Raw genomic sequence first — 15,372 nt, 5'->3', positions numbered from 1 at the left:
ATCGGCTTTTTTATTATTTAAAATCCCAGTGACAAAATAGTCAGTAATCAGAGCGCCATAATGGTTTTACTTAGCTTTAGCTTCAGCACGCTCTTTCGCTTCTTTAATCACTTCTTCCGCAACATTCTTAGGACAAGGTGCGTAATGATCAAATTCCATAGAGAACTGACCACGACCAGAGGTCATTGTACGCAAGTCACCGATGTAGCCAAACATTTCGCTAAGGGGGACTTCTGCTTTGATGCGAGCACCGGTAGATGCAGCATCTTGACCTTGGATCATGCCACGACGACGGTTTAGGTCACCAATGACATCACCCACATAATCGTCGGGAGTGAACACATCGACCTTCATGATCGGTTCAAGAATTTGAGGGGCAGCTTTAGGGACAGACTGACGGTATCCGCTCTTTGCTGCAATCTCGAAGGCGATCGCCGAAGAATCTACAGGGTGGAAAGAACCATCCATCAATGTGACCTTTAGATCAACACAAGGGAACCCAGCCAAAACACCCTTCTCGATAGATTGCGCAAAGCCTTTCTCAACCGCAGGCCAAAATTCACGAGGCACATTACCACCAGTCACCTTAGACTCAAACTGGAAGCCAGAACCCGGTTCACCCGGCTCAATAATGTAGTCGATCTTACCGAATTGACCAGAACCACCAGACTGCTTCTTGTGGGTATAACTATCAGAAAGTTGCTTCGTGATCGATTCGCGATATGCGACCTGAGGCTTACCCACTTCAACTTCAACGCCATAGGTGCGCTTAAGAATATCCACCTTAATATCTAGGTGCAACTCACCCATACCCTTGATGATAGTTTCGCCACTATCAGAATCGGTTTCAACTTGGAAAGAAGGATCTTCTTTCATCATCTTACCGAGGGCAACACCCATCTTCTCGTTACCACCTTTATTCTTAGGAGAAATAGCGATAGAGATTACAGGGTCAGGGAAGACCATCGCCTCAAGAGTTGCCGGATTGTCTTTATCACAAAGTGTGTGCCCCGTTTGGACATTTTTCATCCCCACAATCGCGATGATGTCACCAGCTTGCGCGGTGTCAATTTCTTCACGGGAATCAGCATGCATTTCGACCATACGGCCAATACGCTCAGTTTTACCTGTTGCTGTATTGAGAATGGTGTCACCTTTGTTGAGGGTACCGGAGTAGATCCGAGTAAAGGTCAACGCACCGAAGCGATCATCCATAATCTTGAATGCCAAAGCGCGAAGCGGCTTCTCAGGATCAACAATTGCGTATTTGCCAGTTTCATTACCTTCTTCGTCAGTCTCAGGCTGCGGATTGACTTCCTTAGGGTTCGGGAGATAATCAACAACTGCATCGAGGACTAGCTGTACACCTTTGTTTTTAAAGGAAGAACCGCAGTAAGTGGGGAAGAAATCGAGGTTACGCGTTCCTTTACGGATACATTCTTTGATTTCGTCAATGGAAACTTCTTCGCCTTCAAGGTATTTTTCCATGAGGTTATCGTCTTGCTCTACCGCAGTCTCAATGAGCTTTTCGCGGTATTCAGCAACCTTGTCCGCCATGTCTTCAGGCACATCTGTGATCTCATAGTTCATGGGATCGCCAGATTCGTCCCAAATCCAAGCTTTTTCGGTGAGGAGATCAACCACGCCGACAAACTCTTCTTCACGACCGATAGGCAACACCATTACGAGGGGTCGTGCATCAAGGATATTGTCTACTTGATCTACAACTTTATAAAAGTCTGCACCAAGACGGTCAAGTTTATTAACGTAAATAATTCGGGCTACTTTGGAATCGTTAGCATAGCGCCAGTTTGTTTCGGATTGGGGCTCTACGCCGCCGGAACCGCAAAAGACACCCACGCCGCCATCAAGTACTTTTAGCGAACGATAAACTTCGATGGTGAAATCGACGTGACCGGGAGTATCGATGATGTTGAGTTGGTGATCTTTCCAAAAGCAGCTGGTTGCCGCGGATTGAATAGTAATGCCGCGTTCTTGCTCTTGGTCCATGAAGTCGGTGGTGGCGGAACCTTCGTGGGTTTCTCCGATTTTGTGGATTTTTCCGGTTAACTTCAGGATACGCTCGGTGGTGGTGGTTTTACCCGCATCGACGTGAGCGAAGATACCGATATTACGATATTTGGTCAGGTCTTTCATAGGTTTATGTTCGCTCTATAAAATTTAAGTACTACGATTTACTAGGGTGATCACTTTTACGTTTGATTTAATGTACATTTGAACGACTCGCGACCTGTTTTAGAGCAAATCTCCAGACCGAAGGCGTTTGAGTGTAGCAATTAAAACACTTCTTTGTATTATAAGTGTCACTCTTTTGTTTTGTATAAGCTGCCGATTGTGTTCTGCCTGAACTGTATCTTTGGCAGCAGCAAAGAATATTAAAATCCTTGCGGGTCACGATGGCAACATTACAGATTGTAAATTATCTTGTGGTGATTATAAATAGTGATATCTGCCGTAAGAAATAGCGATCGCCCTACTTTTTGCTAGTTATGTCTGAGAATCCCAATGAAATTGATGTTTATGCGATGGCGCAGCAGTTGGGGGAACCGGGGCGATCGCCGGGCAGTACGGCTGGTCGAGATGAAAAGGATAGTGTACAGGACAAGCTGGAAAAACTGACGGAAAAATATGCAGAGCTTTATTGTCTCAGTCGCTCGGTGTGGGAACTGTTGGAAGAGACCACAGCACTGACTGAGGCTGATTTACAGAAAAAGTTTGATATTGTGAAGTCTCGTCAAAAATTAGCGACAAAACCGAAGGCTCAAGGTTGTCCGCAATGTGAGCGTCCGCTCCAGCGCATTGAGGGGAAACATCACCGCTGCATTTATTGTGGTTATATCCAAGAGTTTAGTAGTCCGTTTGATAAATTACTCTAGACAGAACGTTTGGCGGCACAATTAACAACGGCAAGTATGTAGCTGAGGTCAACATCCTTTGAAAAGTCTTGAGCATATTCGCATTGTTGCGGTGGAGCCTGCTGGTGCTTTAAATGTGGGTTCTGTGGCGCGTGTGATGAAAAATATGGGGTTGTCGCAGTTGGTGCTGGTTAGTCCCCGTTGTGATCATCTGGGTGAGGAGGCTCGTTTAATGGCTGTCCGTGCGCCGGAAATCTTGGAAAATGCGATGGTCGTTCAGACTTTGCCGGAGGCTTTAGAGGGTTGTCAAAAGGCGATCGCCACCACGGGGGAGCCAAGGGAATTACCGACACAGATGGAAGCTCCCAAGCAGGTTTTGCCGTGGTTATTAGAAGATGATGCTCCGGGTGCGGTTATTTTTGGTCGGGAAGATAATGGCCTCACCAATACGGAGCTCAATCATGCTCAGAGGTTTCTTTGTATCCCAACGGGTGATCAGTATACTTCTCTTAATCTCGCCCAAGCGATCGCCGTTTGCTGTTATGAGCTGAAGAGCCTCAGTACAACGGCAGAAATATCGCATGCTCCAGCACATCAAGATTTGGCAGATCTTAAGGATTTAGAGGGTTACTATCAGCATTTAGAAAGACTTTTACTAAAAATTGGTTATTTGCACGAACATACCGCCGCTGCTCGTATGAATAAGTTTCGGAGTTTATACAACCGTAATGCACTTACCCAAGCGGAAACGTCGATGCTCAGGGGCATTTTGCGGCAAGTTGAATGGGCGATCGCCCACCCAGACAAACTCACAGAATGACAGAAGTAAAAGCACTTCATTCATGGTTTACTCGTCTGTCAAATAATCCTCAAGAAATTGCAGGACATTATTCAGTTTTTCTTTTAGATCAGCGAGCAGGATTTTAATCCGCCCCATATCTTCGTCATGGGCTGCATCGTCAATGGCATTACACAGTACAGGAATATTTTTGATGCTGGCAGTCGTCACGGAGCCCCGCAAACGATGGGATTCATACAAAATTTGCCCCAGATCTTCCTCCGCTACGGCCACCTCTAGACCGCTCAGATACTGAGGTAAACTCGACATTAACTGTTTAAACATCACGCGATGGAACGCAATATCTTCACCGTAAAAATGCTTTAATCGCTGAAAGTCAATGGGAGAGTTTTGGGTCGTGGCCGCTTGTTGCTGAGGATCCACGTCTTTTTTGTCCGACTTGTTGGCATCCTCGTCTTGCTGGTCTGACTCCGTGGCGATCGCCAATTCCTCGTCCTCGGGAAAATAGTTATCCAAAACACGCTCTAGGACAACTCGCAAAGTCTCAATCGTCGTTGGCTTGGAAATATAATCATTCATCCCTACCGATAAACATTTTTCACGTTCACCTTCTAAAGCATTGGCTGTCATTGCCACAATCACAACAGGCATCTCCCCTTCTTTTTCTTGTTTGCGAATCGCTCCAGTCGTGTCATAACCATCTAGCTCTGGCATCCGACAATCCATCAAAATCAAGTCATAGGGTTTCGCCTGCAACATCTCCAGGACGGCTTTACCATTACTGGCACAATCAATTTTTTTAAACCCTAAAATCTCTAACTGATTGGTAATCACCAGTTGGTTAACCGGAGTATCCTCCGCTAACAGGATTTTAATTTCCGGCGATCGCCGCACAAATCTTTGGGAAGCCAGAGAAAGATTATTCTCCTCCGGTGCAATCGTTTCCGCTCGATCAAGATTGCGCAATAAACGCCAGAGAGATTGCTGCTGTAGAGGCTTGATCAAATGACGAATTTTCTGCTTATGTAGCCAATCTTTTAGGCTAGGATAATCGACCTGGGAAATCACCACGACGAGCTGTTCTCGAGGGAGCACATCCTTAAGGCGATTTAAAACAGTACGAATTTGCTCCTGTTGACCGCAGAAAATTGGTAATGAGTACAGCACCAAATCATAATTTTGATGTTGTTCAATTTGAACTAACCCTTCAATCAAATCTGAGGAACTATCCACCGACATGTCGTAAGCCGTTAAGTATTCCACGATCAGCTCCCGCGAAACCTCTAGGGCATCAATGACGAGGATATCTCTAAGCTCTAAATCCGGCTGACCTAAAACGGCATCAAGACCCTTAAATACAGCTGTAAACCAGAAGGTTGAGCCTTCACCAGCATTGCTGTCTATGCCAATTTCGCCTTCCATTAGCGTCACTAATTGCTTGGCGATCGCCAACCCTAAACCCGTACCACCATACTGACGCGTTGTTGAAGGATCAACCTGAGAAAACGACTGGAACAATCTATGGCGATCCTCTGATTTGATCCCAATCCCCGTATCCGTAATTTCAATTCGTACCGTAACTTCAGACTCACCCTCTGGACTTTGTCCAAAATCAACCAAAATGGCCCGCACAACAACCGAGCCTTCCGGCGTGAACTTGATGGCATTATTCACGAGATTGGTCAAAATTTGCCGCAACCTCACCGGATCACCAATCAAAATTTGATTCAATTGTGGATCCACAAAAGTAAGTAGTTCTACCCGCTTATTGTGCGCTTGAACAGCCAACAATGCCGCCACAGATTCCACACAATCCACAATATCAAGAGCAGTTTTCTCTAACCGCATTTCCCCTGCTTCTAGCTTCGAGAAATCCAAAATATCATTAATCAAATAGAGCAAATGTTGCGCACTGTTATTGAGCGTTTGTACAAAATTTTGCTGCTGAGATGATAACTTCGTATTTTTTAGCAGTTCGGCAATGCCTAAAATGCCATTCATTGGTGTCCGAATCTCATGGCTCATATTCGCCAAAAAACTCGATTTCAGACGCGACGCTTCAAGGGCAGCTTCCCGGCCAAGGACGAGATCCTTAATATCTTGAGAAACAATAACAACACCGCCAACCTCATCCTGACTGTAATACCAAGGCTGTAATACCCATTTGAGATAGCGAACTTGCCCATCCCTCTGCACGAAAATATCCTCGTCAGATTTAATCACCTCGCCCGCTAAACCACGTTCGTTAATTTTTTTATATTGCTCAGGTAGCTCTGGAAACAGCTCATAGTGCGATCGCCCGACCAGATCTGCCGCACCAAGATCATAATCTTGCGACCATTGATCACTATATGCGACGTAGCGCATTTGAGTATCAAACATGGCCATTGCCACAGGCATATTTTGAATCAGCTGTCGCAGTTGACGGCGTTCCTGCTCTAAAGACTGAAGCGCAATCTTACGTTCGGTAATTTCAACCATGACCCCCTCAAGGTAGAGGATCTGACCATTCGCATCAAAAACCCCAGTGCCTCGCTCAAACACCCAAGCTAGATGACCATCACAGCGAGTCAAACGATATTCAACTTGGTAAGTCGCATTCGCTGCCGAAAGATTTGCCGCCACGGCCTGAAGCTGCTGTAAATCGTCAGCATAAACAAGTTCATTAAAGGCGCGAACACGATTATTTAAAAAATCCGTTGCAGCATAGCCAGTAATGTCTTCAATACGGTTACTCAAAAATTCCATCGTTCTGTATTCGTCAGGAAAACAACGAAAAACAGCTCCCGGAATATTTAGCAAAAGACTACGAAAACGATCTTCGCTTTCCCTTAACGCCCGTTCTGTCAGGCGGCTTTGTTTAATTTTCTCCTGGAGTGAGCTATTGACAGTTTCTAGGGTCTCTGTGCGTTCAGTGACTTTCTGTTCAAGTTGGCTATTGAGATTTGCCAACTGGGTGTTAGCTTCGTTGAGCTTTTCAAGGGCGCGCTTGCGTTCAATTTCCGCAGCCGCACGCGACGCAAATACGGTGATAATTTTGGTTGCCTGTTCGCGATTAATCGTCGGCTCAGAGTGAAACACTCTTAATATGCCAATCGCTTGCTGGTTGCGATCTAAGATTGGTACGCGCAAGTAAGAGGTTGTGGGCTGGGCTGGATCGTCTATTTCGTTAATGGTGGCCACATCTTCGGCAAAGGCTGGGTTAGACCATGCAGCAAGGGTCAGAGTCTCTGACAGCTCTGGGTCTTGGGAGTTCAGAATCTCAGCAATTTGGATTTGCTTGACATTTAAAGCCAAGGTCAACTTTTCCACAAGGGCAGGAAAAAAATCTTGACCCGTAACAGGAGCTGTGGCTTCAACGATATCGTTGAGTACTTTATCGGCGCTCTGTCGTTCACGCATCTCTAGCTGCAATTTTTCGTTGACTTCCTCTAGTTCTTGAGGTGTTTTTAGGCTTAAAAACTGAGGCAACAAAAAATATAGTTCTATGGCTGTGTAGCAGGAAACAGCGGCGGTTAGGGCATGTTCAAAGACGGATAGTTGAGAGAGGGGAGCCCAAATTTTCAGGACATCAAGAAAATGCCCAACACCGCAGGCAATGATGAAGGCGCTAAATAAAACGAAGACTTGGGAGAAAGGGGTACCGTGGCGCTTTCTGACAAAATAAATGAGCATTAACGGGATGGAAAAGTAGGCGATCGCCGTCAGTAAATTTGCAACAACATGAAGACCTAACAGCCCACCAGACATCGGGTCATCTGCACTAAAAGGCGCAAAAAAACTCTCGCGCAATGGCGATCGCCAATCCCCTAAATTCGATAACAATACTTTTTGCATCTAATGCAACCCCCCGAATGGGAATGATCTAAACAAACCAAACCTCATAGCCACCTAAAATCCCCCCTAAAGAAAACAAACAGCTATGTCCATAGAGGGATGACAGACTCAGTACTCTTACCATTGTTAACAACTATTTCGGGCGATTGACCAAACAGCCTGGCGCTTTAATATTTTATTTATATTTTTCATTGAACTTCACCATCTCACAATGTGCGTGACGCGATCAGCAGCACAACAGACATCTGCAACTGATAATAAAGACTGTCTAAACGCCCAAATAGCAAGGAAAACCCATCAGGTGGTCACAAAACCAGCTTATTAAAACAACCAATCAAGACAAACCTTCAATGCAGAGATTTTGCAACACTCGGCAATAAAGCGAGCAAGAAAATTAGCCGGCAGTAAGTTTTGTTGTTATATCTTAAGAAAGATAACGACTAGCAAAGCCCCTTTATATTCAACGATTTTCAAAAAAAAAAGACTGTTTATATTGAGCTTTAAAGATTTTCTTAAGACTTTTTCTCCCAAGCCGAGGGAGTGGAAGCGGTGTCTTTGGCACGAATGTGGCCATTAATACTCAAAACATCAGGCATAATAAGAAAATGTTTTTTTGCAGATTTAGATTATTAGGAGAAGCCAGTGGCTGAGAAATCACGTCGTTCTAAACGAAAAAGAAAGATTTCTGCCCAGTCCCAGAATCCCCAATCTGGCGGCAAAGTTGTATCTTTGTCCTCCCGTCGTCGCGCTACGCCGAAAACCAATAATCTCCGTCCCAGAAAAAAATCAAGAAAAGCAGAAACAGCAGCGTCAACTGCCACTAAAGTCCAGCTTCAGAAAACAACCCGCAGAACTAGGCGGCCTGCCACTACGAGGAGCGGACAAAATTCCCGTCAGGCTCGTCGCCTACGACTCAAACTGCCAAAACCAATTTTGTACCCGATTCGCTTTGCCATTGTCGGTATTGGTATCGGCGCGTTTATTGGCACATTATTAGCAATTTCAAATTCCCGCCCTTATATCAATGTGACGCAGGATACGGAGCAGCGCAGTGAATCCTTTGCATCCGAGGAGCCGCCAAATCCGTTGCCCCTCACGACACCCCTAACTGCAATGCGGGAGTCGGTGCAAACGGCGATCGCCGCCGATCCAGAGTTAGATGCCACACTATTATTTGTGGATTTAGATACAGGAGAGTATCTCGATGTGGCTGCCTCAAGAAGTGTATCCGCCGCGAGTACGATTAAAATCCCAGTGCTGGTTGCGTTTCTAGAAGCCGTCGATCAAGGCGAAGTTCAGCTCAAAGAACAGCTGATGATTACAGAAAATGTCAAAGGTGGCGGCTCCGGCAATCTGCAATATAAAGACAATGGCACACAATTTTCTGCCTTGTTTGTGGCCTCTGAAATGAGTATCAACAGCGATAATACGGCCACCAATATGATTATTGAGCAGCTCGGCGGTTTTGAGACCCTCAATCTAAAGTTTCAGCGTTGGGGGTTAAAGCAAACGCAGCTTAACGAGCTATTGCCGGATCTTGAAGGGACAAATCAAACCACGGCAAGGGATCTGGCTTTTCTTTTAGCGAAAATTAATCAGGGCAATATTTTGTCGACTCGCTCCCGCGATCGCCTCATGCGAATCATGAGCGCAACCAGCAACAATCGACTATTACCCCAGAGCCTGGGTCAAGGGGCGGCGATCGCCCACAAGACAGGAGATATTGGCTTTATTATTGGCGATGCAGGCATTGTCGACATGCCCAACGGCAAACGCTACATTGCGTCAATTTTCGTAGAACGCCCCTACAATGCCGAAAAAGGCCGCGAACTACTTCACCAAATTGGTCGCCAATTTTATCAATACCTAGAACAAGAGCAAACACCATTACCAGCTCCCGCCGACCCAAACAATTCAGATAAACCCCTAGAAACAGCTTCATTTCCAGAACCTGATTAACATCGGCTTAGGGTCTTTTCCCTTGAGTTCAAAATATTCACTCCCCCTAAACCCCCCTTTGAAAGAGGCACTTAAGTTTTTGGAGCGATCCCATCACTTTTTAAAACGACGATCAACATCAATAAAGCTGAGTTAACGTCAGTTATGGATAAGAATGTAGCCAAAATTCTTTAGAGAAAAGGAGACACGGAGAGACACGGGGAAGCAACGAAAATTTGCATTTTTTGAAAGCTAGTAGGATTGTTTGCATAGAAACATCTCTCGATCTCTCGCTCTCCCCTTCACCGCGTCGTACTTCCGAGCATGCTTAAGCAAAACTCACGTTAGTTACGAATTTGAACAGGCATGATTAGATAAGTCATCTGCATAGCCCCTAGGGGAGTAAAAATGACTGGCTGATTATTTTCGTTCAGTTGCATCTGAATTTCATTACTAGGCAAGGCCTTAAGACCCTCTAGCAAATATTTCACATTAAACGCAATTTCCAAGCTGTCACCAGTCACCTGAGCATTTAGGGCAACATCACCGCTACCCACATCTTGGGCTTCCACAGATAAATGCAGCTTTTGGCTTTCAGTATCTAGACGAAATTTGACAATATTATTTTTTTGATCAGCCAACACCGCAACACGCTCAATGGCACTCACCAAACCACGGCGCTCCAAAGTGACTTGACGGTTAAATTGACGGGGAATGAGCTGATGGTATGCCGGATAAGCCCCTTCTAGCTTACGGCTTGTTAAACGCTGATCATTCAGCTCAAAAATTACTTGACCTTCGTCTAAATGTAAGGCCACCAAATCAGATTCATTGGCAGTCGTGAGCATCCGTTCAAGTTCCCGCAGTGCTCGCGCTGGAATGGTTAGGGCAAAATCCTCTAGCTCTGGAGCAGGTAATTTACCTTCTTCTGTTTCTTCTTGCTCCGCTTGGTCACTGGTTTCTACTAGAGCTAAACGGTGGCCGTCAGTGGCTGCAAATTCAAGACAATCCTGTTTGTGGGTCAAATGTACGCCCGTTAAGACTTGCTTTGTTTCATCGGCACTTGCAGCAAATAAAACGCCCCGCAAACCTTCACTGAGGGCGATCGCCGGCAACATCAACTTTGTCCCTTCCGTAATAGTCGGCAACTCAGGAAATTCCTCCGCGCCCATGCCACGAATTTGAAATCTCCCAGCAGCCGTTAAAGTTGCGAGGGCATCCCCTTCCCTTAAAGCCTCTTGGGGGCAACTCAGGGAAACCTCCCCCTCCGGTAAACGAGACACAATATCATTAAGCAATTTTGCAGGAAGCGTTAAAGTGCCCCCCTCAATCACCTGAGCCGGAAAACTAGTACGAATCCCCAAACTCAAATCAAAAGCCGTTAACTGAATTTCATGGTGAGCCACATCCGCCTTTAAAAGTACATTCCCCAAAATTGGATGCGTGGGACGTGAAGGAACAGCCCGACTCACGAGAGAAAGTTGACTATTTAAATCGCTTTGGCTGCAAACAAACTTCATAGCGTACGGGGAAATCATCAAACAGAGCAGCTAGATCCTACTACAAGATTCTCCAGATCATACGAAACTCAAACATATTCGTTTTCAGGATTTCTCGCCCAAATTTCCAAGGTCTTTCTCGGTACGGTGATCACGAGTCTCGACGGAACAATCACTCCCGAATTCCTGCTGTACAATTGAACTTGTAGGAAAGTAAAGCTAAGTTAATTTACGCTCTACTGACTTGCTGATACATGGATCTATTTGCAAGATGTTAAGGGCAAAATGGACTTACTCCTACACTTCAGTTGATGCTGTTGTTTCTCTTTCATAATTCATTAAAGTAATTAAAGTCGAAACAAGGTCTCAGTATCTAGCTAAACGCACTAAATTAAAATAGCAAACATAAATAAAGAAGATTCATGACTAACATCCAACAAAAAATTGAAAAAGAGCGCGATGCAGCACGTGAGGCTTGCAGTACTAATGCTAGCTCCGCTGAATGTGCAGCAGCTTGGGATGCCGTAGAAGAACTTCAGGCAGAAGCTTCTCACCAGCGCCAACAGGAACCAGAAAAGAGTGAGCTCGACAAGTTCTGTGATGCAAATCCAGATGCTGATGAGTGCCGTATTTACGAAGACTGATTTTATCAGAAGAACTTCGCAGTACTTCGACCATAGGTGAAAGCTTGGTTGGTGGTGTAGCGAAGCGTGAACACAGTGAGCAGTTTACACGATGTTTTTATTCTGTAGACAGGCCTAATATGACATGGGAATTCAAGCTAGAGCCAACTGCGGGTCAGTTAAGCCTCGTGATATGGCGGCTGCTCAAGTCATGAGTACCCGTGGGCAACGGGAAATAGAAAATGCCTGTGGAGTCGAGGTAGCGGGGGCATCGGTAGCGGTGTCTGGCCAACTGGCAGTGAAACAGGAAATCTTTGGGGCGACCCAGGGAATCTCTCTGCATACCCGCTAGGGTGGCTGGGAGAGGATGTCAATTTGGTATTGAGGCGATCGCCCTTTGGCCTTTACGATTCAGTACCAAAGCAACGACACATTAACTAATCAGATTATAAAGTTCTTAAATCATTAATAACTTGAATTTTCTGATCAAGCCTTTAAACAGTGGTAACTTTTGCGAGTGCCGCTGTTTTGGTTTGTGTATACTAAAACAATTAAAAATCGACCCTACAACACCCTGTAAAACTATGGATGAAGCCTTATTTCGGCAGTTGGCTTGGATGGATTATCGCCTTGCCGTTATTTTCACTGTCATCATTCCCATCGTGCTTTTGATTTGGAGCCTTGTCAGCAAGGTCGAATCCATGCAGCGCCTCCTCGGAATTTACTGGAAAGTTGCCAGTTTACTGATGATCACAGTGTATTTGATGATTCCTAGTTGGTCGGTCGGTTATCTGACAGGGCTTTTGTCCCGTATTCTCATCCCCATTAGCCTGTGGTTTTGGATTGATTTAAATGAAGAAATCCGTGACCAGCCAGCTAGTAAGCTGAAGCTCGCTTTTACCTCTTGGCGTTGGGCAATGACGGTCTACTGCGCCTTGGGAGCATTGGTCAATTTACCGTTTATCACTTGTGCCTTTTCCGCGACCACAAGGCAAGGAGCCTATTGTCAGGTTTGGCTGGAAGCTCCTAGTCGTTATCAGCAGATGTTGCATGCTAATTCGACTCCCGGCTTCCTTGGTTTTCTGGGGGCAACGGGCTTGATCGTTTATGTTATTTACCTTTTGTCTTTCCTTGTTTTTCGTCTCGGTCGCCAAGGTCGTATTGCCATTGAGCAGTAGTGATTGGGTTCTCAATTAAATTCTCAATAGTGCCATTGGGCATCGAAAAAAAAGATCAAAAAAAGGGCTTGCCAATCGATATTTGCTTTGCTATATTTGAACTTGTGCGCAAAACGCCAGGATAGCTCAGTTGGTAGAGCAGAGGACTGAAAATCCTCGTGTCGGCGGTTCAATTCCGCCTCCCGGCACTTGATTTTTTGAGAGACCTACAGATTTTGTGGGTCTTTTTATATTTATTGAATTTATTGATATTTGGTAACTTTTAAATTAGCCAAAGCTGAGCACCCAAGATTTTGGCCTGAGGTGCTAAGTTTGGCTAGGCTAATCACAGCTGTCTTTTTTGGGGAAGCAAATGGTATGTACTGATAATTTTGGCGGCGATCGCCATCATGTTTGTTGTCCTAGTGATGGTCGTTAAAGATGTTTAGGCGGGCACTTCAACTTTGGCAGCACCGGCTAAATTAAACGCATCATGGACTAATTTCAGGGCTTGTTTTCCCTGTTCTTCGGGTACAACACAACTAATTTTGATTTCTGATGTGGTGATCATTTGGATATTGATTCGGTCGTCGGCAAGGGCTTGGAAAAATTTTGCTGCGATGCCGGGAGCACCAATCATGCCAGAGCCAACGATACTCACTTTGGCGATCGCCGGATTTACTTCAATTTCCCCAAAATTAAGCTGTTCAGCAATACCGCTCAAGGCAAGACGCGCGGCCTCAGCATCACTCTGGGCAACGGTACAGGCAATATCGCGAGTGTTAATGCCATTGTTCACACGACAGCGTTGGGACTGAATAATCATGTCGACACTAATATTTTGCTGAGCGAGGAGGGTAAAAATTTTAGCCGCCATCCCCGGCGCATCCGGCACATGACGAATGGCTAATTGAGCCTGTTTGAGATCTAGTGCCACTCCCCGCACAGGTGGATGTTGTTCAGCGTTTAAAGCGGTTGGAGCCATGGCCATGGAGGATGAGGCAATGTCAAAGACTTCACACAGGGTGGCGATCGCCCGATCACAATCTGTCTGCTGAATAACGCAGCTCACCTTCACCTCAGAGGTGGAAATCATTTCAATATTGATACCCGCATCGGCCAAACTCTGGAACATGGTTGCCGCAATCCCCGGACGGCCGATCATACCCGCCCCAGAAATTGTAATTTTGGCAATGTCGTTAGCCGTCATCACAGAAACATCTTCTAGGCTTTGAATATCCGCCTCACATAGGGTTGGGGCGATCGCCTCAGCAATAGACTGGGCTTGGCTAGCCGCCTTTTCCGTCACCGTAAAGGCAATATCGTTGCTGTTACCGTCGTGAATCGATTGAATAATCAGATCCACATCCACATTATGAGTGGCAATTTCACCAAATAACTTGGCCGCCACACCCGGACGATCCGGGATACGCAACATGGCAATACGGGCTTGATCCGTATCAAACTCCACCCCATCAACCGCCTTGGCAATTTCGAGATTCACCAATGGGCGATCATCTACCGCCGCCGACGTTACTTTCGTGCCCGGATCCTCAGTCCAACTTGAGCGCACAACAAGGGGAACACCATAATTTTTCGCAATTTCCACCGCACGGGGATGTAAAACCTTTGCCCCTAAACTGGCCAACTCCAGCATTTCATCAGACGTTACCTCCGGCATCAATTGCGCTTCCGGCACAATACGCGGGTCTGTCGTTAAAATCCCCGGCACATCGGTATAAATTTCGCAATAGGACGCTTTTAAAGCCGCGGCGATCGCCACCGCAGACGTATCCGAACCACCACGCCCTAAGGTCGTAATTTCCAGCTCCGTACTATTACTAACCCCCTGAAAACCAGCAACAATAATTACTTGTCCTTGACGTAAATGCTTTTCGAGACGATTCGTTTTAATCTCAAGAATACGAGCACGACTATGCTCTGCCTCAGTCACAATACCCACCTGAGCACCCGTTAAAGACACCGCAGGCTGACCCAGTTCCTGTAACGCCATACTCAAGAGCGAAATCGACACCTGCTCCCCCGTCGAAAGCAACATATCCATTTCCCGGCGACTCGGATTCGCACTGATCTCATTCGCTAACTGCACCAAGGTATCTGTCGTTTTCCCCATCGCAGAAACCACAACGACCAATCGATTACCCGCCTGCGCCCGCTGATAAATGCGCTTAGCAACCGCCTGAATTCGTTCGACTGAACCGACAGAAGTTCCGCCGTATTTCTGCACAATCATTGCCATGGCTCTGCTCTTTACTCCCCAAATTCCTACAAATTACCTTCCACTTTACGGAAAATTGGAAATCCACTGTATCAAATCCTATAGACTTTTCTGATAGATCCTTCACACTCCGTTGTTTTAAATAATCTATTTTCAGCTGATCCTGACTTATCTCCAGATTGTGATTTTCTGCCAAAGCCCAGTTTTACAAGGCTTATAGACAAACCCATTGTCGCTTTTAAGACCATTGCAGTCGTTCCACAAATCATCTCCGTTTAGCGCACATCCATAAAAATAAACAAAAGAAAATCTTAAATCCCTTGTATTTCTAATCCCTTTAGCTGATAATGTTGCACTCGGTAGTGTGATACATTTTGTAATGTTATCGATAAGCATTACCGCAC

10 protein-coding genes and 1 tRNA gene are annotated in these 15,372 nt (G+C 45.7%); 7 read left to right on the top strand and 4 right to left on the bottom strand.

Going from position 1 to position 15,372, the window contains the following annotated elements:
* Positions 1-66 precede the first annotated feature (66 nt).
* Positions 67-2,157: an elongation factor G gene (gene fusA / locus NIES208_RS06695; protein WP_075891010.1), complete on the bottom strand. Its 2,091-nt coding sequence runs from the start codon at positions 2,155-2,157 to the stop codon at positions 67-69.
* A 353-nt stretch (positions 2,158-2,510) separates the two neighbouring features.
* Here fusA and NIES208_RS06690 point away from each other — a divergent pair, with 353 nt between their 5' ends.
* A complete protein-coding gene (locus NIES208_RS06690; protein WP_075891008.1) occupies positions 2,511-2,897 on the top strand; it encodes a hypothetical protein in 387 nt (128 codons plus the stop codon).
* A 58-nt stretch (positions 2,898-2,955) separates the two neighbouring features.
* Positions 2,956-3,696, top strand: a complete 741-nt coding sequence (locus NIES208_RS06685; RefSeq protein WP_075891006.1) for an RNA methyltransferase — start codon at positions 2,956-2,958, stop codon at positions 3,694-3,696.
* Between the two features lie 27 nt (positions 3,697-3,723).
* On the opposite strand, the gene NIES208_RS06680 is transcribed toward NIES208_RS06685, so the two are convergent.
* Entirely contained in the window at positions 3,724-7,512 is a 3,789-nt protein-coding gene (locus tag NIES208_RS06680) for an ATP-binding protein (protein WP_075891004.1), read from the bottom strand.
* Positions 7,513-8,154: 642 nt separating this feature from the next.
* Here NIES208_RS06680 and NIES208_RS06675 point away from each other — a divergent pair.
* Entirely contained in the window at positions 8,155-9,471 is a 1,317-nt protein-coding gene (locus NIES208_RS06675; protein WP_075891003.1) for a serine hydrolase, read from the top strand.
* A gap of 323 nt (positions 9,472-9,794) precedes the next feature.
* Here the strand turns inward: NIES208_RS06675 and dnaN are convergent, their stop codons facing one another.
* Positions 9,795-10,970 carry a DNA polymerase III subunit beta gene (gene dnaN / locus NIES208_RS06670; RefSeq protein ID WP_075891106.1) on the bottom strand — a complete coding sequence of 392 codons (1,176 nt, stop codon included), beginning with the start codon at positions 10,968-10,970 and terminating at the stop codon, positions 9,795-9,797.
* 401 nt (positions 10,971-11,371) lie between these two features.
* Between dnaN and NIES208_RS06665 the strand changes: the two genes are divergently transcribed.
* The 4 genes from NIES208_RS06665 to NIES208_RS06650 all read left to right on the top strand — a co-directional run bounded on the left by NIES208_RS06665 (position 11,372) and on the right by NIES208_RS06650 (position 12,938).
* On the top strand, positions 11,372-11,593 hold the full coding sequence (locus NIES208_RS06665; RefSeq protein WP_075891001.1) for a Calvin cycle protein CP12: 222 nt from the start codon (positions 11,372-11,374) through the stop codon (positions 11,591-11,593).
* Positions 11,594-11,717: 124 nt separating this feature from the next.
* Entirely contained in the window at positions 11,718-11,924 is a 207-nt protein-coding gene (locus NIES208_RS06660; RefSeq protein WP_216349369.1) for a hypothetical protein, read from the top strand.
* A gap of 232 nt (positions 11,925-12,156) precedes the next feature.
* On the top strand, positions 12,157-12,750 hold the full coding sequence (locus tag NIES208_RS06655) for a DUF3177 family protein (RefSeq protein ID WP_075890999.1): 594 nt from the start codon (positions 12,157-12,159) through the stop codon (positions 12,748-12,750).
* 115 nt (positions 12,751-12,865) lie between these two features.
* Positions 12,866-12,938, top strand: a tRNA-Phe gene (locus tag NIES208_RS06650).
* 236 nt (positions 12,939-13,174) lie between these two features.
* On the opposite strand, the gene NIES208_RS06645 is transcribed toward NIES208_RS06650, so the two are convergent.
* Positions 13,175-14,989: an aspartate kinase gene (locus NIES208_RS06645; RefSeq protein ID WP_075890997.1), complete on the bottom strand. Its 1,815-nt coding sequence runs from the start codon at positions 14,987-14,989 to the stop codon at positions 13,175-13,177.
* Positions 14,990-15,372 lie beyond the last annotated feature (383 nt).

The organism is [Limnothrix rosea] IAM M-220 (assembly GCF_001904615.1).
Taxonomy (GTDB): domain Bacteria; phylum Cyanobacteriota; class Cyanobacteriia; order Cyanobacteriales; family MRBY01; genus MRBY01.
This window is presented reverse-complemented; position numbering and strand designations above follow the sequence as displayed.